The 20,487-nt window shown below is 47.7% G+C and carries 18 protein-coding genes and 1 tRNA gene; 11 read left to right on the top strand and 8 right to left on the bottom strand.

Going from position 1 to position 20,487, the window contains the following annotated elements:
- Nucleotides 1-4 precede the first annotated feature (4 nt).
- Nucleotides 5-967, bottom strand: a complete 963-nt coding sequence (locus CR164_RS05490) for a homoserine kinase (RefSeq protein WP_110022921.1) — start codon at nt 965-967, stop codon at nt 5-7.
- Between the two features lie 299 nt (nt 968-1,266).
- Between CR164_RS05490 and atpA the strand changes: the two genes are divergently transcribed.
- The 4 genes from atpA to CR164_RS05470 all read left to right on the top strand — a co-directional run bounded on the left by atpA (nt 1,267) and on the right by CR164_RS05470 (nt 7,701).
- Nucleotides 1,267-2,847: a F0F1 ATP synthase subunit alpha gene (gene atpA / locus CR164_RS05485; RefSeq protein WP_110022920.1), complete on the top strand. Its 1,581-nt coding sequence runs from the start codon at nt 1,267-1,269 to the stop codon at nt 2,845-2,847.
- A 43-nt stretch (nt 2,848-2,890) separates the two neighbouring features.
- Nucleotides 2,891-3,784: a F0F1 ATP synthase subunit gamma gene (locus CR164_RS05480; protein ID WP_110022919.1), complete on the top strand. Its 894-nt coding sequence runs from the start codon at nt 2,891-2,893 to the stop codon at nt 3,782-3,784.
- Nucleotides 3,785-3,951: 167 nt separating this feature from the next.
- A complete protein-coding gene (thrA, locus tag CR164_RS05475) occupies nt 3,952-6,417 on the top strand; it encodes a bifunctional aspartate kinase/homoserine dehydrogenase I (RefSeq protein WP_265354351.1) in 2,466 nt (821 codons plus the stop codon).
- A 6-nt stretch (nt 6,418-6,423) separates the two neighbouring features.
- Entirely contained in the window at nt 6,424-7,701 is a 1,278-nt protein-coding gene (locus CR164_RS05470; RefSeq protein WP_110022918.1) for a CinA family nicotinamide mononucleotide deamidase-related protein, read from the top strand.
- On the opposite strand, the gene CR164_RS05465 is transcribed toward CR164_RS05470, so the two are convergent.
- The gene (locus CR164_RS05465; RefSeq protein ID WP_110022917.1) at nt 7,676-8,209 is read right to left on the bottom strand and encodes a hypothetical protein; all 534 of its coding nucleotides are present in this window, start codon (nt 8,207-8,209) and stop codon (nt 7,676-7,678) included. The two genes, CR164_RS05470 and CR164_RS05465, sit on opposite strands and share 26 nt — an antisense overlap.
- Before the next feature lie 196 nt (nt 8,210-8,405).
- On the opposite strand from CR164_RS05465, the gene mutL reads away from it, so the two are divergent.
- Complete coding sequence (gene mutL, locus CR164_RS05460) at nt 8,406-10,298, top strand: DNA mismatch repair endonuclease MutL (protein WP_110022916.1); 1,893 nt, start codon at nt 8,406-8,408, stop codon at nt 10,296-10,298.
- A 40-nt stretch (nt 10,299-10,338) separates the two neighbouring features.
- Nucleotides 10,339-10,411 (top strand) — tRNA-Arg (locus CR164_RS05455).
- 71 nt (nt 10,412-10,482) lie between these two features.
- Here CR164_RS05455 and CR164_RS05450 read toward each other — a convergent pair.
- The 3 genes from CR164_RS05450 to CR164_RS05445 all read right to left on the bottom strand — a co-directional run bounded on the left by CR164_RS05450 (nt 10,483) and on the right by CR164_RS05445 (nt 11,743).
- Nucleotides 10,483-10,929 (bottom strand): c-type cytochrome, encoded by a 447-nt coding sequence (locus tag CR164_RS05450; RefSeq protein ID WP_239994467.1) that lies wholly within the window; start codon nt 10,927-10,929, stop codon nt 10,483-10,485.
- A gap of 121 nt (nt 10,930-11,050) precedes the next feature.
- Nucleotides 11,051-11,191 carry a hypothetical protein gene (locus CR164_RS12990; protein WP_153303685.1) on the bottom strand — a complete coding sequence of 47 codons (141 nt, stop codon included), beginning with the start codon at nt 11,189-11,191 and terminating at the stop codon, nt 11,051-11,053.
- A 21-nt stretch (nt 11,192-11,212) separates the two neighbouring features.
- Complete coding sequence (locus CR164_RS05445) at nt 11,213-11,743, bottom strand: c-type cytochrome (protein WP_161953486.1); 531 nt, start codon at nt 11,741-11,743, stop codon at nt 11,213-11,215.
- A 193-nt stretch (nt 11,744-11,936) separates the two neighbouring features.
- Between CR164_RS05445 and mtgA the strand changes: the two genes are divergently transcribed.
- The 4 genes from mtgA to CR164_RS05425 all read left to right on the top strand — a co-directional run bounded on the left by mtgA (nt 11,937) and on the right by CR164_RS05425 (nt 15,185).
- On the top strand, nt 11,937-12,647 hold the full coding sequence (gene mtgA, locus CR164_RS05440) for a monofunctional biosynthetic peptidoglycan transglycosylase (RefSeq protein WP_110023054.1): 711 nt from the start codon (nt 11,937-11,939) through the stop codon (nt 12,645-12,647).
- A gap of 128 nt (nt 12,648-12,775) precedes the next feature.
- A complete protein-coding gene (locus CR164_RS05435; protein ID WP_146204140.1) occupies nt 12,776-13,348 on the top strand; it encodes a hypothetical protein in 573 nt (190 codons plus the stop codon).
- A 111-nt stretch (nt 13,349-13,459) separates the two neighbouring features.
- Nucleotides 13,460-14,410, top strand: a complete 951-nt coding sequence (locus CR164_RS05430; RefSeq protein WP_110022913.1) for an ABC transporter ATP-binding protein — start codon at nt 13,460-13,462, stop codon at nt 14,408-14,410.
- Between the two features lie 4 nt (nt 14,411-14,414).
- On the top strand, nt 14,415-15,185 hold the full coding sequence (locus tag CR164_RS05425; protein WP_110022912.1) for an ABC transporter permease: 771 nt from the start codon (nt 14,415-14,417) through the stop codon (nt 15,183-15,185).
- Here the strand turns inward: CR164_RS05425 and amrB are convergent.
- From amrB to dapF, 3 genes are read right to left on the bottom strand one after another with little or no spacing between them, the layout of a single operon-like run.
- Entirely contained in the window at nt 15,178-16,041 is an 864-nt protein-coding gene (gene amrB, locus CR164_RS05420; RefSeq protein ID WP_110023053.1) for an AmmeMemoRadiSam system protein B, read from the bottom strand. The two genes, CR164_RS05425 and amrB, sit on opposite strands and share 8 nt — an antisense overlap.
- Before the next feature lie 11 nt (nt 16,042-16,052).
- Entirely contained in the window at nt 16,053-17,051 is a 999-nt protein-coding gene (gene amrS / locus CR164_RS05415; RefSeq protein WP_110022911.1) for an AmmeMemoRadiSam system radical SAM enzyme, read from the bottom strand.
- A gap of 32 nt (nt 17,052-17,083) precedes the next feature.
- Complete coding sequence (dapF, locus tag CR164_RS05410) at nt 17,084-17,872, bottom strand: diaminopimelate epimerase (protein WP_110022910.1); 789 nt, start codon at nt 17,870-17,872, stop codon at nt 17,084-17,086.
- A 410-nt stretch (nt 17,873-18,282) separates the two neighbouring features.
- On the opposite strand from dapF, the gene CR164_RS05405 reads away from it, so the two are divergent.
- Nucleotides 18,283-20,481 carry a photosystem I psaA/psaB family protein gene (locus tag CR164_RS05405; protein ID WP_110022909.1) on the top strand — a complete coding sequence of 733 codons (2,199 nt, stop codon included), beginning with the start codon at nt 18,283-18,285 and terminating at the stop codon, nt 20,479-20,481.
- The last annotated feature ends 6 nt before the right edge of the window (nt 20,482-20,487 follow it).

The raw sequence follows: 20,487 nt of genomic DNA, 5'->3' as shown, positions 1-20,487 counted from the left end.
GTGCTTAAATGATTTTTGCGCCTTCTTTGCAGACAGGTGAAACCCATATATCGGATTGCAGTTTTTCGCGTATGTTCGAAAATGCTTGCTTCATTGCTTCACCTACTTCGCAAGCTGCTTCGTATGAGGAGGAGAATGCAAAGATTGACGGGCCGGAACCGGCAATACTGCATCCAAGTGCACCGGCTTCGAGAGCTGCATTTTTGACGCTGTAAAAACCAGGAATCAATGGCGCTCTTTTGGGCTCGGCTATAGCATCGACAAGCGACCGTCCTATCAGTTCGTAATCGGACGTTAGCAAACCGGAAATGAGAGCTCCTACATTACCCCACTGCTCAGTCGCGGTTTTAAGGGAAATCGTGCGGGGCAGAACAGAACGTGCATACGCTGTCCTCAGCTCGATGTGCGGGTGAGCGAGTGTGCAAAAAAGATTGTCGGGTGGCGGAATCGTAATCAGGTCGATCGGGTTATAGCTGCGTATCAGTACGAAATTGCCAAGCATGGCAGGCGCAGCATTATCTGCATGTGCGGACCCGCAGGCCACGCGTTCCCCTTCAATGGCAAAGTGTACAAGCTCCATTTTGCTGCAAGGGTTTCCCATCAGCTCATTTGCAGCAACCAGCGCTGCTGCTGCACTGGCCGCGCTGCTGCCCATGCCGCTGCTGAGGGGGAGGTTTTTTTTAAGCTGAAGCTCGATATGGCCCTCGAAATCGATTCCTTTATTGGTTCTGATGTATTCAAGGAATTTGAGAACGACAAAGCTGGAGGTGTTTTTCTTTGGATCTCTCGGCAAGGCTCCGCCGTCTCCGGTGATCGATGTTATCGATACTGGGAGGAGATCTGTCCTTTTTTCCCGTTGGGTCAGAATTACCTCGTCACCCGGCTCCGTAATGGCAAACCCGAGGACATCAAAACCACAGGCGACATTTCCGATGGTTGCCGAAGCAAATCCAGTGACAGTTTTCATATGAGTTTACAGTTGCAGTATTCCCTTGCTAATATATAATGATGAGTTAATTCGAAGGTGCTCCAGGTTGTCGACGGCAATACATTGTACCCAATCCGGTTTGATTTTGCCCGAATTGCCTCGAGTCTGTTGGATTGAGCCAATAATAGCTCAAGTTGGATTTGAATTACTAACAGCTTTTCCTTAAATTCACAATTCAAGGTTTTTGGAAAGGAATTGATGACGGAGTCTGATTTCTAAAAGAAAGTATAATAAATAAACTTTCTTCATTCTTAACAAATAACAAAGCTAATTACGATATGTCTACAACAGTCAGGCCTGATGAGGTTTCAGCCATACTCCGCAAGCACCTGGCGGGGTTTGAGTCGGAAGCGGATGTCTATGATGTTGGAACCGTGCTCCAGGTGGGTGATGGTATTGCGCGTATTTATGGGTTATCAAAAGTGGCTGCCGGTGAATTGCTTGAGTTTCCAGGCGATGTCATGGGTATGGCGTTGAACCTTGAAGAAGATAATGTCGGCGCCGTTTTGTTTGGCGAGTCAGACTCCGTAAAAGAAGGGGATACCGTAAAACGTACCGGTATTCTCGCTTCGATTCCTGTTGGTGAGGCTATGCTCGGCAGAGTTATCAATCCTCTCGGAGAGCCGGTTGACGGCAAAGGGCCGATCGAGACTAAGATACGTCTTCCTCTCGAGCGCAAGGCTCCAGGAGTGATTTTCCGTAAATCGGTACACGAACCGCTTCAGACCGGTCTGAAGGCGATCGATTCCATGATCCCGATTGGGCGCGGTCAGCGCGAGTTGATTATCGGTGACCGTCAGACAGGTAAAACGGCTGTTGCGATCGATACCATTATCAACCAGAAAGGCAAGGACGTTTACTGTATTTATGTTGCTGTCGGTCAGAAAGGTTCGACGATTGCCCAGGTTGTCAATACGCTCGAGAAATTCGGTGCTATGGAATACACGACGGTGATTGCATCCTCGGCCTCCGATCCGGCTCCGATGCAGTTTATCGCTCCCTACGCCGGGGCAGCTATCGGTGAGTTTTTCCGTGATACCGGCCGTCATGCTCTGGTTGTGTATGATGATCTTTCCAAACAGGCTGTTGCTTATCGTCAGCTTTCCCTGCTTCTCCGCCGTCCACCAGGACGTGAAGCATATCCTGGTGATGTGTTTTATCTGCATTCTCGTCTTCTCGAGCGTGCTGCGAAGATAACCGATGATCAGGAAGTTGTTAAAAACATGAATGACCTGCCTGAACCGTTAATGCCAATGGTAAAAGGCGGGGGGAGTCTCACTGCTCTGCCGGTTATCGAAACGCAGGCGGGTGACGTATCGGCATACATCCCGACAAACGTTATTTCGATTACCGATGGTCAGATATTCCTCGAGCCGAACCTCTTCAACGCGGGTCAGAGACCGGCGATCAATGTCGGTATCTCGGTTTCCCGCGTCGGTGGCAGCGCCCAGATCAAGGCTATGAAGAAAATTGCCGGAACGCTCCGCCTCGACCTTGCTCAGTTCCGTGAGCTTGAAGCGTTCTCGAAGTTCGGTTCCGATCTTGACAAGGCAACAAAGGCCCAGCTTGACCGCGGTGCGCGTTTGGTTGAAATACTCAAACAAGGGCAGTATGTTCCAATGGCGGTTGAAAAACAGGTTGCCATTATCTATCTCGGTACTCAGGGGCTTCTCGATCAGCTCGACGTTCAGTACATTCGGAAGTTTGAAGAGGAATTTCTCAGTCTTCTCGAGCACAAACATGATGATCTGCTGAAGTCGATTTCGGAGACAGGTCAAATGGATGCAGATGTTGCGAGCAGGTTGAAAGAGGTTGCCGAGCAGTTTCTTGGTTCGTTCAAGGCAAAGGTAAAAGCGTAGAACGCTTGATGATTTTCAGCAATTCAACAACCAAAGAATATTCATGGCAACCTTAAAGGATATACGAACACGAATCTCGAGTATCAAGTCGACGCAGCAGGTCACCAAGGCAATGAAGATGGTGTCCGCAGCTAAACTTCGCAGGGCACAGGATGCTGCTATCCAGGCTCGACCTTATGCTGCAAAGCTGAAAGAAATGCTCGGTTCGCTTTCAACCAGGGTTGATACTTCGCTCAATCCGCTTCTTTCCGCCCGTGACGATGTGAGAAATGTCCTGGTTGTGCTCATTACATCCGACAGGGGATTGTGCGGAGCGTTTAATGCCAATATCATCAAACTGGCGAATAAAGTCATTACGGAAGAGTACGGTGATCTGCATCGTGATGGAAGGGTGGAGTTACTTTGTGCAGGAACGAAAGGATATGATTATTTCCGCAAGCGTGGTTTTGCTGTTGAGAAGTCGTATCCTGGCGTGTTTCAGAATCTACACTTCGGTGTTGCGAAAGAGATAGTCGAATATGCTTCGGAAAAGTATCTCAATGGCGAGGTGGACAGGGTGATTGTTGTGTACAACGAATTCAAGTCGGTTCTTGCTCCAACACTCAAAAAAGAAGTTCTTTTGCCAATTTCGCCTGAACAGGATGAGGGGCAGGAAAAGAGCAGCGGGAGTTCGAGCGATTATATTTACGAGCCGTCACCGTCATCCATCATCGATGTTCTCGTTCCCAAAAATCTCAATACTCAGCTTTGGGGGATGATGCTTGAATCCAACGCTGCAGATCACGCAGCAAGGATGACTGCAATGGATTCGGCAACGGAAAACGCAAAGGAATTGCTTCGAGTGCTGAACATCAGCTACAACCGCGCGCGTCAGGCTGCTATTACAACAGAACTCAGCGAGATTGTCGCGGGTGCCGAAGCGTTGCAGGCTGAATAAAACGCTTTGCGTTCGATATCATCGAGGCGCCCCGACTTTTCGGGGCGCTTTTTTTTTGCTGCGGTATTATGGTTGGACCCTCAAGTTTGACCGTTTGTATAAATGATTTGTATCTTTGACTCTGCTTTTATCACAGTGTCAAGAGTTTACACCACATAAATAGCGCGATGAGCATGAAGGTTTTGAAATTTGGCGGTACGTCTATACAGGATGGTGACAGGATCAGGAACGTTCTCGGGATAATTCGCAGAACTATGCAGGATACGCCTGTGATCGTTGTGGTTTCCGCTATCAGGAAAGTGACAGATTTGCTTCTGGAGGCCGCGGTTATGGCCAGTGACGGGGATGTCGGTTACAGCAAAAAGCTTGGAGAGATAGAAACTCTTCACAGGGAGCTTGTTGAAGATCTTATTGAAACAGCCGGGAGAAAAGATGTGGAGGAGTATCTGCAGGCTGAACTGTCCGAGCTTGGTGATGTGTTGCACGGCGTATGCCTGCTTCATGAGTTGTCCGATAAGAGCAGTGCGCTGATCATGAGTTTCGGCGAAAGGTTTTCGGCCTGGATTATAAGCAGTTTTCTCCGTCAGGAAGGGATTGAAGCATCATATGTCGATGCAAGAAATATGATAGTGACCGATAGCAACCATTGCGATGCGAGGGTTGACATGAAAGCCTCGAGAAAGCTTATCAGGGCCTGGTTCAAGGGAGCCAGCGGTGTTCCTGTGGTCACCGGCTATATCGGTGCTGCGCCGGACGGGACTGCAACAACACTCGGGCGCGGAGGATCGGATTATACTGCCACGATTATCGGGGCGTCGGTAGGTGTGGATAAAATAGAGATATGGACCGATGTCGACGGTTTTTTCAGTGCTGATCCAAAACGGGTCAGAGATGCATATGCACTGCCGTTTATCAGTTACAGCGAAGCAATGGAGCTTTCACATTCGGGGGCCAAGGTTTTGCATCCCTACTCGGTACATCCTGCCATGAAGGCAGGGATTCCCATAAGTATCAGGAACTCGTATAACCCGGATGCCGAAGGAACACGGATCGGGATGCCGGAAAAAAGTGAAACCGTTCCTGAAAGGCCGGTGACAGGTCTCAGTTCGATTAACAATGTTGTACTGCTCAATCTTTCCGGTAGCGGGATGGTCGGTGTGCCGGGGATTGCTTCGAGGCTTTTCAGCTGTCTGGCAGGCCATATGATAAATATTATTTTTATATCACAGGCATCGTCCGAGCAGTCCATCAGTCTGGTTATCAATCTTGCCCAGGCGGAAAAAGCTCGCCGGATTCTCGAAGAAGAGTTTGCTGTGGAGATTGCCGCCCGCCAGATAGAGTCTCTGACACTCAGAAGGCATATTGCCATTATTGCGGTTGTCGGTAACGATATGTCAGGGCACCCCGGGGTGTCGGCACATCTTTTCGAAACCCTCGGCAAAAACGGTATCAATGTCATTGCTGTTGCACAGGGGGCTAATGAGATGAATATCTCGTTTGTTGTTGACAGCCGTGATGAAGACAAGGCTTTGAACTGTGTGCACGAATCATTCCTGCTCTCTCGTCGTACCGTACATGTTTTTATTGCCGGAACCGGGACAATAGCGAAAAGTTTGATCGGGCAACTTCGCGATCACACGTATACGCTAAGAAAAGAGATGGAACTTGACGTTGTCGTCAGCGGTATGGCGAATACACGGATGATGGTTGTCAAAGATGGTGGAATCGATCTCCGGAACTGGGAAAAAGCACTCAAGCCAAGGGAAGACGGTAAAACAATAAAGAACTATATCGAACGGATCAAGGCAAGGAACCTGCATAATTCCATTTTCGTGGATTGTACGGCAAGTAGTGACGTTGCAGAGAGTTATCCTGATCTTCTGGCATCGAATATTTCCATTGTCACGGCAAACAAGCTGGGTATGGCCGGTTCATGGGCTTTGTATGAAACCATTCGTGATGCTCAGCATTCATCGAATGCGCGTTTTCTCTACGAAACCAACGTGGGAGCGGGTCTTCCGATTATCAATACCCTCAATGATTTGCGAAACAGCGGTGACAAGATCATTAAAATAGAGGGTGTGCTCTCTGGAACATTAAGCTATATTTTCAATGAACTCCGAAAAGGAGAGAAGTTCAGCGATATTGTCAGGCAGGCCAAAGAGGCGGGTTACACCGAGCCGGACCCACGTGAAGACCTTTCAGGAGCGGATTTCGCAAGGAAATTTCTCATACTTGGCAGGGAACTCGGTTACCGACTGGATTATGAAGATATCGAGTGCGAGAGCCTTGTGCCTGAACACTTGAGAACCGACATGAGTGTCGATACATTTATGGAAAAACTGCGTTCTGCCGATGCGGGGTATGATGAGAAGATCAGGAAAGCTGCTGAAAACGACATGACCATCGCTTATGCGGGTGAGATCAGTGAAGGCAAAGCACGCATCAGCGTGAAAATGCTACCGCTTTCGAACCCTGTTGCGGGTTTGAACGGTACGGAAAACATGGTAGTGTTCACTACTGACCGTTATCTCGACACGCCACTTGTGGTCAAGGGACCAGGAGCAGGAGGTGAGGTGACTGCCGGTGGAGTGTTTGCCGATATTCTGCGAATCGCAAGCTATTTGATTTAAAAGAAGATGATTGCCGAGATCATATCTATCGGTGATGAACTGCTTACAGGGCAAAAGGTCAATACCAATGCCGGGTTTATCTGTTCTGCTCTTGTCGGTGCCGGGATCGGTGTAAAAAGGATCATAGCCTGTGCCGACAGCGAGGATGCCATTGTCGATCAGTTTACGGATTCGTTGCGGCGTTCAGACATAGCCATTGTTACTGGCGGGCTTGGACCAACCCGGGACGACAGGACGAAGCAGTCGGCACAACGCTTTTTAAAAAGGTCGCTTGTGCTCGACGAGGAAGTCTATACCCGAACGGTCGAGCACTATCGCAGTCGCGGACGGGAGCCCTCAGCATATCTGAAGCACAATGCAATGATAATCGATGGGGCCACGGTGATTCCGAATGAAAAGGGGCTCGCACCAGGCATGATCATTTCGTGTGAAGAAGGGGGCCAGGAACGCTACATTGTTTTAATGCCAGGTGTTCCGCAAGAAATGAAGGCTATGATGCGGAGCACGGTTGTGCCCTTCTTTTCAGGCAAATCGAGTGATCATATTGTTCATTCGCATATCAAAACGACAGGTGTCGGTGAAACAGCTCTTGCGGAGATCATTCGTGAAATCGAGGATGATCTTCCGGATGGAACATCGCTGGCCTATCTTCCTCATACAGCCGGTGTTGATCTTCGGGTTAGCTCGATAGGGAGTGATAAAGAGGTTGTTGAAAGCGATAACCGGATAACCGTCGATGCCATCGCTCGTAGAGCTAAAGCATTTGTCTATGCCACGACCGATATCTCTCTGGAAGAGTGTATCGGTAGGTTATTGGTGTCGGCCGGGATGAGGATTACAACCGCTGAATCTTGTACCGGAGGCCTTATTGCAACGAGATTGACCGATGTTTCCGGTTCTTCACAGTATTTTGAACAGGGTTATGTTGTCTACAGCAATAATGCCAAGGAGGAGACTCTTGGCGTAAGAACTCAAACCCTTGTACTCCATGGTGCAGTAAGCGAAGAGGTTGCCGCTGAAATGGCCAAAAGTTCTCTTTTGAAAACCGGTGCGGATATAGCGGTTTCTGCTACAGGGATTGCTGGCCCGGGAGGGGGAACAGAGAAAAAACCAGTCGGAATGGTGTGTCTGGGCTTGGCAAGCCGGAAAAAGAACGGTGACATAGAGGTCGAAACAACGACCTTTTATACACACGGTGACCGTTTGCGCAATAAAATCCGGTTCAGCGAAGCCGCTTTGCGTATAGTGTGGAAAAAGCTCAGAAATTTACCAGCGCAAGATTGAAGGTGTATCGTATGCCATCCTGATACTTGAAGGCTTCGACATGAAGAGTATCGCGATCAGCAATGCGGTAACTCCCGGTTATGGTGCTGCCTTTCTTGTCCTTTTTTTTCTTTTTTTCATTGACGATGATGGTTCCTTCGCCTATGGTCAGGGTGAGTATTTTATCCTGTATTTCAATATCTCCCTTACCAAGATAACCGTAATTACTGCCGAAAAAGGAACCGTTAGCCTCGATTGTGTATGTATGTTCACTGGTTACGGCCCCGACAGCTTCAAACGTGTTTATTGGAATCGGCACATTGAGAAATTCCGGAGTGACAGAAGCTTTGACAAGTTTCCATGTTCCGACGAGTTTTTCCTGACCGGTAGCAGTATTCATTTCGGTTGTAGTGGCATCATCGGATTGAGCCGGGCCGGAGCCGGTTTGATATTGGAAAGAGGCTATACCGACAGCTCCGGACAGTGCTAAAAGCAACAGTATAATCCAGATTGTTCTTTTCCTGGTCATAATGGCGGTTCTCCGTAGAAAGGGCGTAATTGAGTACTCATAAGGGTCAAAAAAATAATTTAGAGGTTTTTTCACAAAAAGGGGGTTTTGGGTTGAAGTTTTTTTATCTATTTGAAATGTCTTGTTTCCTCAGGAAGGGTGGCGGGTTTTAAACGCAAGAGGGTGAAATTTCAATACGATAAACGAGAAAAGCTTCATGCCGAGAATTAACAGGTTACCTGATATCGTTGCGAACAAAATATCAGCCGGTGAGGTTGTCCAGCGTCCGGCTTCAGTAGTGAAGGAGCTACTGGAAAATGCAGTAGATGCCGGTGCGACAAGGATTACCGTTTCTGTTAAAGAGGCTGGTAAACAGCTTGTTCAGGTCATCGATAACGGTGAGGGAATGGATGAGGAGGATGCGGCGAGGTGTGTCGAACGTTTTGCGACAAGCAAAATTTCCTCTGCCGAAGAACTCGATGCCCTCGGGACTCTCGGGTTCAGGGGAGAAGCTCTGGCCAGCATATCGGCAGTTTCACATTTCGAAATCAGAACCCGGCGTGAGAGTGACAGCGTTGGGATTCAACTGCGCTATGAAGGAGGGGAACCTGTTGAAAAAGGCATGGCGGCATGTGATCCAGGTACGATGGTAAGTGTCAGAAACCTCTTTTATAACGTTCCTGCCCGTCGGAAATTTCTTAAAACAAACGCTACGGAATTCAAGCACATTTTTGAAAGTGTGAAAGCACAGGTGCTTGCATACCCTGAGATCCAGTGGCAGATGTTCAATGATGAGCAGGAACTGTTCGATTTTAAAAGCACCGATATTTTCGAGCGTATCAACTTTTTTTTCGGTGAAGACTTTGCCGAAAGCCTGATAGAGGTACATGAGGATAACGACTTTCTTTCTCTTCACGGTTATGTCGGGAAACCGGCGATGCAGAAACGCCAGAAAAGCGAGCAGTTTATTTATGTAAACCGGCGCGTGATACAAAACAGGATGCTTTCTCAGGCATTGCAGCAGGCTTACGGAGAACTCCTTATAGAGCGCCACACTCCTTTCGCGCTTCTTTTTCTCCGACTCGATACACAACAGATCGATGTTAACGTTCATCCGTCGAAACTTGAAGTCAAATTCGAAGATGAACGAAGTGTCCGTACGATGTTTTATACGATTATAAAGAAAGCCGTTCGGTCGCAGGACTTTTCACCTGACGTCGGCGGTGTATGTTTTCAGGAAGGAAATCAGGATTTTTCCCGCAGACGTTCAGAAGTTAATGAAGCAAGGCTTGAATATCACAAGATTCCTTCGGCGACATCGACAACAGGGGCACTCTACAGCGAGTACAGGGATGGTGATCGATATGAAGAGGCTCCTGGTAAAACTATTGTCAGTGAGCAAAAGGAAATGTTTGCACAAGAGGAGATGTTTGTAGCAGAACGTGACCACTTCGTCGAACCCCAAAGAGAGCTGCGCAGAAGTGATTTCGTGCAAGCTTCCGGAGGAATTGCGGATGAGGATCTTCAGGGAGAACAGGTGTCCGATCCCAAAATCTGGCAGTTGCATAACAAGTACATTGTCTGCCAGATTAAAACCGGACTGATGGTCATCGATCAGCATGTTGCCCATGAAAGGGTTTTGTATGAGCGGGCTGTGGATATTATGGATAATAATGTGCCGAACTCACAGCAACTGTTGTTTCCTCAGAAAGTGGATTTGAAATCGTGGGAGTTTGAAATTTTCGAGGAAATATGTGGTGATCTTGAGAGACTTGGTTTCAATCTCAGTACACTTGGAGCAAGGACTGTCATGATAGAAGGTGTTCCCCAGGATGTGCGTAGCGGTTCGGAGGCCTATATCCTCCAGGATATGATTCAGGAGTATCAGCACAACGCTGAAAAGCTCAAGCTTGAGAAACGTGAAAATCTTGCGAAGTCATACTCCTGCCGTAATGCAATAATGACCGGTCAAAAATTGAGTATCGATGATATGCGCTCGTTGATCGACAGACTTTTTGCAACGAAAATGCCCTATGTCTGTCCTCATGGTCGTCCTGTTATTATCAGGATATCCCTCGAGCAGCTCGACAGAATGTTCGGGCGCAAGTAGATTTGGGGTGGATAGGGAAAAGTATTACATTGAATCCCATACCCTTGTAGCTCAGTGGATAGAGCAACAGTTTCCTAAACTGTGGGTCGGCAGTTCGAGTCTGCCCAAGGGTACATACTTCTTTTCTCTCCCGCCTGGAACATCTGTGTTTACTTCTATTTTTTCTCAGTAAAGGTGCTTGCCATTAACGGTAATAACCCCTTTGTTTGTCGTAAGTGGGGTCGTACTGGTCCCAGAGCCAGCCGGCGACTTTTTCCAATTCTTCATCCGGCAAGGACATCGCCGGCATCAAACCGAAACGTTCTATGACTCGAGGCATGAGAACGGATTTGCTTGCATCGGGAGTCTTCATGAATGAAACCATTGCGTTTACGGCATCTTCCTTGTTACCATACAGCATTCTGTAGCGCGAGGCAAGTCTGACAATGGGAGGTGCTGTTTTTGCAGGAGGATGCATGGAATGGCATACTTCGCAGTTTCTCTGATAAAGCTGCTCGCCGCTCAATTGATCAGCTACCGTGTTTTCAGCAGCAGTTGCGGATCGGAGAAAAGCGTTGTGAAAGAAAGAAGGCACGGTTGAAAAAACTGCTGTAGCGGCAATGACAAGTGAAAAAAAGCGTTTCATGTTCATGGATATCTGGTTCTTTGAAAACTACCAACAAAAGGAACGCATAAATACAAGATATTCGGTTCGGGTGTCATTATAAAACAGCACAAAAAAGAGGCTGATTCATTGGTCCTGCAATTTTTCTTCATGTAGTCATCCTCGGGCTTGACCCGAGGATCCATTTTGCAAAGAAAGTCAGTATGGATGCCGCATCAAGTGCGGCATGACTCTCTGCCTGAAACGTATGCATGGTGACCGATTGTCGTGGATCAGCCTCTTTTTTCATGCGCGGTATACATACGGTTTTCTACTGGCAGTCGCCGCCACCTTGAAAATTAGGATCGTATTGGTCCCAGAGCCAGCCGGCGACTTTTTCCAGTTCTTCATCCGGCAAGGATATCGCCGGCATCAAACCGAAGCGTTCAAACGTTGAAGAGCCAAGGATGGATTTGCCTACCGATGGCTCTTTCATGAACGATACCATATCGGCGACCGCTCCAGCTTTTTTGCTGTAGCGGGCTCGGTACTGCCCGGCAAGAGCGACGATCGGGGGGGCGCTTATTGCCGGTGGTGTCATCGAGTGACACGATTGACAGTTGTTTTGATAGATTGTTTCCGCTTCTTGCCGGGCAGCTTCGGCTGCTTCTTTTTGTGCAATGATTTCAGGGTTACTTTCTGGAACGGACCCGGTGTTTGTTTCGGCAGGAATTTTCGGTGCTTCAGCTGCTTCAGGCTGTTTTTCGGCAACAGGATCGGTTTGCTGCTGACATGCGGAGAAAGTTGTTGTTGAAACGATCAATAATGCTCCGAGCACAAGAGGTGAAAAAAAGCGTTTCATGTTTATCTTTGATTGGTTCAGTGATACATAGTAATGGCATATAAGTAATCTGGATCGAAAAGCCATTGTGGAAATATAGTTTCCGTTTGCCACGAGGAATGACCGGCAAAAAAAGTCACGTAAAAGATTATGATAAAAAACTCATGACCGGGATGCAATGCCGGACTGTTTTTTTGCAAAATCCCCAACTCCGATGAAACTGATTACGCAAATAATAGGGCTTTTTCTGCTCCTGGTGCTCTTCGATATAGGCAGATACTGGTTTGTTCCGGATGTTAAAGAGCTTCAGGAGAACAACCCTGAAAAAACCGCCTTTATGCAGTATCGAGAACGGCAGTGGGAAATTGAAGGGGATGAAAAAACAATCAGTAAGGATTGGGTGCCGCTTACACGCATTTCCCGTTATGTGCAAGATGCTGTGCTGATATCGGAAGATGACAAGTTCTGGGAGCATGACGGTTTTGATTATGGGGCAATTGAGCTTGCGATTGAAAAAAACATCGAAAAGAGGCGATTTGCTTTCGGTGCCAGTACAATTACCCAGCAGCTTGCCAAGAATCTTTATCTTTCACCTTCAAAAAACCCGGTTCGAAAGATCAAAGAAGCGATACTTACATGGCGCCTCGAACGTAGCTTGTCCAAAAAGAGAATCCTGGAGCTTTACCTCAACGTTGTCGAATGGGGCGATGGAATTTTCGGTATCGAAAAAGCAGCGTTGTATTACTACGGGAAAAGAGCCCGGTCGCTTACTGCACGGCAAGCGGCGAGGCTTGCTGCGGTGCTACCCAATCCACGCAAGTACACGCCTGAGAGTGCTTCGCCATATGTTCGGCGAAAGGCGGAACGTATTTACAGGATTATGCGCAAGAGGGGAGTTGTTTCTTTCGTTAAGCCCGGGTCATGAAGTTTATAACGGTATGGTAAGAGTTTCCTTAAATCTCCCTTGCGACAGCGTGTGCCTGGAAGTGCAAGGAATTGCGTAATTTTTGCTTCTGAATGGTTTGCCAACAAATGACGCTCCAGGAGGTAACAATGAACTTCGAGGACAAATTACACGAGGAGATTTTGCAAACGCTCGAAAGGCGTTCAAGGATCGATATGACAAAGCTAACGTTTCTGACAACACTTTTTGGTATCGGAACGATTGGAAAAATTGATATCATCGGTTCACAGGGGGTTTCGGATATCACTTTGTTCGGAACGGTCTATATAGCGCCGTTTGTCGCGCTGGTCTGCGACTGTTTCATCCTTCGTGAACTTTGGTCGGTGCGCAGGATCGGTCATTTTCTCAGTCGACACGGTTGTCATGATGAACAAACGTTCGAATGCTTTGTCAAAAGCATGCGTAATCCTTTCTACCAGTATGGTTTTAAAGGATTAAGCATCTTGACCATTATCATTGCCGCCTGGATGCTTGTTGTCCAGAAAGGTGGGATAGCACTCTTGAATATCAGTGATTACGCATGGGTTACATTGTCATTGCTGGGGTGGTTTTTTGTCGATCATCGGGGATATGACATACTGAAAAAACAGTTCGATCAGGATACAGGTGTGCGCAAATGGTTTTGGAAGCCACTGAGGAGATCGGAGCTCGATGTACTTTGAATCTGCCCTGTGTCGATGGGGCGTTGCTATGAACTTCTTCTGGGAAGCCTGGTATCATGGTGACTTTCTGAGCCAGTGAGGGAGGTGGGTAACCTATTATTAATAAAGGCGATGTCGAAAACGCGCATAAAAGTTTCAGGACTCAGGAAATCATTCGGAGATGTGGTGGCCGTTGACGGGATATCCTTCGACGTCATGGATGGTGAGCTTTTCGGATTTCTCGGGCCCAATGGGGCAGGAAAAACCACTACAATCAACATGTTGACAGGATTGGCGCGTCCCGATGCCGGAACGATTACGGTCGGGGGTATCGATTGTGCAAAAAAACCGAAATCGGCACAACACCTTATCGGTGTGGTACCTGATGAAAGCAATCTTTATCCCGAGCTCAGCGGGTATGACAATCTCTGTTTCTGCGGAGGGCTGTATGGCATGCGGTTGACAGAGCGGAAGGCAAGGGCAGGCGAACTGCTGGAACTGTTTGGCCTTGCCGGGGTGGCGGAAAGACGGTTTTCAGGGTATTCAAGAGGTATGAAACGGCGGTTGACCATCGCTGCCGGGATAATGCACTCTCCTCCGATACTTTTCCTTGATGAGCCTACAACAGGGATCGATGTGCAGAGTGCCCGTCTGACCCGGGAAGTTCTGCAAGAACTGCATCGTTCAGGTACCACCATTTTTTTGACGACACATTATATCGAAGAAGCTGAAAGAATGTGTGATCGTATCGCCTTTATGGTGAATGGATTGATTGTCAGGGTTGATTCCGTGAATAATCTTTTAAAGCCTGTGGAGGATCGGGAAGTGGTGCAGGTTTCGGTTTTGGGGCCGGAGGTTCCGAATCTGAAGGTGCTTGGCAATCTTTTTCCTGACTACAGCATTGATCGAGCGGCCAATGGAGGGATTCGCATCGAATCAACCGGAAAGATCAATGTAGGAGCAGTTGTGCGGTTGTTTGAGGATCAAGGATTTGAAGTCGCAGAGGTCAAAAGGACGGCGTTGTCGCTCGAGGATGTTTTTGTGAGGGTTACCGGTCTCAAGGCGGGGGTAATGGATAAATAGAGTAATGGTCGTTCGCGGAGAAAATGATAGGAAAGGAAAGCTGCTTACAGCGTTCATGAGTATCCTTATGAAGGATATGCGGGCATATTACCTCAAGCCGCCGAATATCAGCTGGGGGTTGCTTTTTCCCCTCGTATGGACAGGGATGTTTTTCGTGAAATCGGGCATGGGTTCGGAGAATATTCTCTCTTTACTTCCGGGTATGGTTTCGATTTCCATTTTGTTCGGAACAACTTCCATGTTGGCTGTAACAGTAACATTTGAACGCAAGGCAAAAGCTTTTGAGCGTTTGCTGCTTGCTCCGATTCCTCTTGGACTTTTGATGCTCTCCAAGACAAGCGGAGCGATACTTTTCGGAATCCTCAATGCTTTTGTTCCTTTTATTATCGGTTTTGTTCTTGTAACGGATTTTTCCGCATTTGTTTGGGGGGCGATTGTCCCTGCAGTAATTCTGATTGCCGTGGTCTCGACATTTCTGGCCATGTTCATTGCTGTATCGGTCAGTGAGGTTTTCGAGGCACAGACATTTTCCAATTTTTTTCGATTTCCAATGATGTTTCTCTGTGGGCTGTTTTTTCCAATCAGTGAACTGCCCGATTTTCTGCAACCTCTTTCATTTCTGCTTCCTCTGACATATGGTGCGGACATTTTGCACGGGGCTATTGCCGGAAACAATATGATGCCGCTTTCATTCGATTTTCTGATGATGTTCCTTTTTATACTGCTTCTTTTCGTTTTGGCACTCAGGAACATTCATCGAAGATGGGTCATGTAAACACATCGAAAAAAGCTACCGAACCATAGCCAACGACAGTTTCCCTGTCGCCAAAAGACTTGTTGCCACTGTTTGCATAGCAAAGCACCTCTGTTGTCCAGCCGAAACGTTTGGCGAGCTGCAGAAGGGTTTTAATAGTATCCGGTCCGCAGAAAAGCGTTTCTTCCCGGGGAATGTTTTGCATCAACGTTCTTTGAACGTGTTTCTCGAGGCCATTGATATCCTTTCTTGCAATGTATTCAAGGGTTCTACTGTCAACGACGTTGGCGTTGTGAAAGGACGGGTAATGAGAAAGGTCCGTGCTTGCTATGACAAGGTCGCCGGTTTGTAGAACTGATGAAAGGATTGTCGCGCAGGTATCATAGATTTCCGGTGGATTGTTGCCGAAAAGCAACGGAACAATGCTAAAACCAGGTTCCAGGGAATGCTGAAGAAAAGGAAGCTGCACTTCAAGAATATGATCCGACTGGTGTGCTCTCTTTGAAAGCTGAACAAATTCAGGATAACGTTCATGTAATTTTCTCACGAGAGCTGTGTTTACCGGAACGTTTCCCAAAGGAGAGGTCCAGGTCTCGTTTTCATCGAGTGCGATTCCTTCGAACAGTGCGCTATGGGCGTTTCCGATCAGAAAAATCGTTTGAACGGTGCAGTTCGATAGTGCATTGTAGGCTACGGCAGCGACATCACCGCTGTAGCTGTAGCCGGCATGGGGAACCATGATTGCCCTGATTTTTCTTTTTTCGGGCTTTTTTTCAGGCCGGCTCTCCAGGAGAGCTGCAATGAGAGCCGTGAGTTCATTTGGATCGGAAGGGTAGAATGAGCCTGAAAAAGCAGGATGTCGAGTCGATGGTGCCATGTCTTTTTCCATCAGCGTTGTGTGACGATGGGATAACCGCATCCAGGGCAACTGCCTGCTTTGTCATGACGTATCGTTGTATAGCGGTGCCGTTCCACAATGGTTGTCCCACATTTTGGGCAGAGAGTGCTCGTGTGATGGTGCTGGTCGTAAACATAGGCGAGTCCCGCTTTTTTGCCAATCGCATGAGCCGTTTCGGTGCCCTCTGCTGTCGTAGCCGGAATGTCATGTGATTTCCATGAAATCCAGGGAACGAAAGATGAAAGATGCCATGGCGTTTCAGGCCCGAGTTCCACTGCAATGAAATCGGCAAGGCGCCGGAGCATTTCGGGAGAGTCGGATAAACCGGGAAGTAACAGGGTTGTTATCTCCAGGTGTATGTCCGAGCGGGCAAGGCGTTTAAGGTTTTGCAAAACGGGGCGCTGGAGAGCGCTGCATGTTCGCCTGTAAAACGCATCATCCATTGACTTCAGATCAATGTTTACCGCGTCAAGCAATGGTGCCACCGTATCCAGACAGTAATCCGACATATAGCCGTTACTCACCCAGATATTTTTCAGACCGGCTGATCGGGCGGGCTTCATGATGTCCAGTGCGTATTCTGCGAATATCGTCGGTTCGTTATAGGTGAAGGAAATGGATGGGCATCCTCTTGCAAGAGCAGCCTGGACAACAGAGACTGCGGTTCGGAACGGTGGTTGTCTATCGTGACCCGACTTTTGGCTGATTTCCCAGTTTTGACAGTTGTCGCACCTGAAGTTGCAGCCATAGGTTCCAAGGGAAAAAGTCAGGCTGCCCGGTAGAAAATGATAAAGAGGCTTTTTTTCAACAGGATCTGTTCCTATCGCAGCAGGGTGCCCGTAATTCAGGGTGAAAAGTTTTCCTCCCCGGTTTACCCGGGTTCGGCAAAAGCCGTAACGGCCATCGCGTATCTTGCAAAAATGATGACACAGATCACATTGTGCTACATGAGCCTGGAGTGCATGATAAAATTTCGCTTTTTCCGGCATCACAATGTCAAGGGTAATATTCTGTCAAACCATCAAACGTTCACGGTGCCCGTATAGACTACTTTCGCAGGTCCGGAAAGAAAAACCTCTTTCATATCGTCTGAAAAATCGACGTGTAAAGTATCGCCGCTTCTTACAGTTACTCTGATGCTGGTCGATGATACTTTTTCCAGTTTGTAGCTCATTAACGCAGCGGCGACAGCTCCGGTTCCGCATGCAAGTGTTTCGGCTTCCACACCGCGTTCGAATGTTCTGACGGAAAGCGTATCGGGTCCGGTAACTTCAAGAAAATTCACATTGGTGCCTTCCGGGAACAGTGTACTGTTGTTGCGGATAGCACTCCCTGCATTTTCGACATTGAAGGTATCGAGTTCCTCGGTATAAATAATTGTATGAGGTGATCCGGTGTTGACGAAATGGCAGGAGAAGCCGTTAGCATAAAAATTACTTCTGAAATCGTCGGGTACCGTCATTTTCAGTTTCACACATTCAATATCGGTTATCCATGCGTTATAGTGGTCTCCATTTGCCTGGAAAGAGGCGGTTTTGCCGGAGATCCCTGTTGTATAAGCAAAATAAGCTGCACATCTACCGCCATTGCCGCACATTGAACCCGGCTTTCCATCTGCGTTGTAATATCGCATGCTGAAATCGAGTGTTTCGGAAGATTCTACGAGAATAAGTCCATCGGCTCCTATGCCTGTTCTTCTTGTGCAGAGAGAGAGAATTTGAGGTTCCGTCAAGTTGACCGGTTGCTGCATGGTATCTATGACGATGAAATCGTTGCCGGCGCCCGACATTTTCGCAAAATTGATTTGCATGATAGACTGTTTTGGTTGTATGATGATTTCGGCCGGGCTCCGCAGGAGGGAATGTTTGGGCAGAGCCGGTATCTTCAGTTATTATAACAGATCCGGTTGCCATACCTTCTGGAGAACCACCCCAAAAAAATTTATTATTAAATAAATTTTCTTATCTTAATCGCTACAATAGCTGGGATTTTTTTTAGTAAATTAATTGTCGATATCGCTTCATTGAAGGTTTTTCCCGATCTGTTTAGAACTGCAGCACATGGTAATGATCCGGTCAGTAACACCCCGATACAAAGCTGAGCTTAGCGAAATGGTTGCGCACATGAACTCTCTGATTTGCATGCAGTTATAAGACGAGCTTCATATTTCTTTACGGTTTTTTCAACCAGTTAATATGTCCAAATAAAGGAGAGAATACAATGGCTGATCAAGCGAATCCAACTGGAGTCAAGCCAAAGGGGAAGGTGCCCCCTCCTAAAGGGAAGGTTCCGCCTCCAAAGGGGAATGGAGCGCCTGCCGGGGCATCCGTGATCAAGGAGAAGGATGCTGCGCAAATGAGGCGTTTCCTGTTTCAGCGAACAGAAACCCGGTCAACAAAGTGGTATCAGGTGTTTGATACCGAAAAGCTTGACGATGAACAGGTGGTTGGCGGCCATCTGGCATTGCTTGGTGTGCTCGGGTTTGTTATGGGGATATACTATTTGTCGGGGATGCAGGTTTTGCCGTGGAATGGAGCGCCTGCATTTCATGACAACTGGTTTTATCTGACAATCAAGCCTCGAATGGTTTCGTTGGGTATCGATACCTATAGTGCAAAGACCGAAGACTTGATGGCGGCTTCCTGGAAGCTCGTTGGATGGGCGGTGTTGCATTTTATTTCGGGTTCCATTCTTATTTTTGGTGGCTGGCGTCACTGGACGCACAATCTCACCAACCCTTTTACAGGGCGTGCCGGTAATTTCCGCGAGTTCAGATTCCTGGGTAAATTCGGTGATCTTGTTTTTCAAGGTACCAGTGCCAAGACCTATAAAGATGCTCTTGGACCTCACGCCGTTTACATGTCACTGCTCTTTCTCGGTTGGGGATTGCTCATGTGGTTTGTGCTTGGTTTTGCGCCGATCCCTGATTTCCAGACAATAAACTCCGAAACCTTCATGTCGTTCATTTGGTTTATTGTCTTTTTTGCACTTGGCCTATACTGGTGGAAGAATCCGCCAAATGCAGCAATTCATCTCAATGATGACATGAAAGCTGCATTTTCAGTGCATCTCACCGCTATCGGCTATATCAACATCGCTCTTGGTGTCATTGCTTTTGTGGCTTTCCAACAGGACTCGTTCGCTCCTTTCTATGCCGAGCTGGACAAGTTGGTTTTCTATATTTACGGTGAACCCTTCAACCGTGTCAGTTTTGATTTTGTACAGGAAGGTGGACAGATTATTTCCGGGTCCAAAGAGTTTGAAGAGTTTCCTGCCTTTGCGATTCTGCCCAAAAACGGTGAATCGTTCGGTATGGCCAGGACTGTCATCAACCTGATTGTTTTCAACCATATCATCTGCGGCGTTCTCTATGTGTTTGCAGGTGTTTATCATGGCGGGCAGTACCTGCTCAAAGTTCAAATCAATGGCCTGTACAGCCAGATCAAGTCCATCTGGGTTGCCAAAGGTCGCGACCAGGAAGCACAGGTCAAGATTCTCGGTACCATCATGGCGCTTTGTTTCGCTACGATGCTTTCGGTCTATGCGGTTATTGTGTGGAACACTATCTGTGAGCTGAACTTTTTCGGCACCAATATCATGATGTCGTTTTACTGGCTCAAACCTTTGCCGTTTTTGCACTGGATGTTCGAGGATCCAAGTATTAACGACTGGGTCATGGCTCATGTGATCGTAGCCGGTTCACTTTTCTCGCTTATCGCTCTTGCTCGTATTGCATTTTTCTCACATACTTCACCGTTGTGGGATGACCTCGGTCTCAAGAAAAACTCTTATTCCTTCCCGTGCCTCGGTCCTGTATATGGTGGTACCTGCGGTGTATCCATTCAGGATCAGCTCTGGTTTGCGATGTTGTGGGGTGTTAAGGGTCTTTCCGCCGTTTGCTGGTATATCGATGGCGCATGGATTGCTTCCATGATGTATGGTGTGCCTGCAGGAGACGCGAAAGCATGGGACGCTGTCGCCGGATTGTCACATCACTATTCCGCCGGTATTTTCTATTACTTCTGGACGGAAACCGTGACGATCTTCTCGAGCTCTCATCTGTCGGTCATTCTGATGATCGGTCACCTTGTCTGGTTCATAAGTTTTGCTGTCTGGTTTGAAGATAGAGGGTCTCGTCTCGAGGGTGCTGACATTCAGACCCGTACAGTCAGATGGCTTGGCAAGAAGTTCCTTAATCGTGACGTGAATTTCAGGTTCCCTGTACTGACGATTTCGGATTCGAAGCTTGCCGGTACATTCCTGTATTTTGGCGGTACATTTATGCTGGTCTTCCTGTTCATTGCCAACGGTTTTTATCAAACCGATACTCCGGCTTTGCCACCTGTTGGTGATGCTGCGGGTGCAGGACAGCAACTGTTGACTCAGGTGGTCGACTTTTTTATGAAGCTGATTGCCTGATGATGA

Origin of the sequence: Prosthecochloris marina, assembly GCF_003182595.1 — a bacterium.
In the GTDB taxonomy this organism is placed as follows: domain Bacteria; phylum Bacteroidota; class Chlorobiia; order Chlorobiales; family Chlorobiaceae; genus Prosthecochloris; species Prosthecochloris marina.
This window is presented reverse-complemented; position numbering and strand designations above follow the sequence as displayed.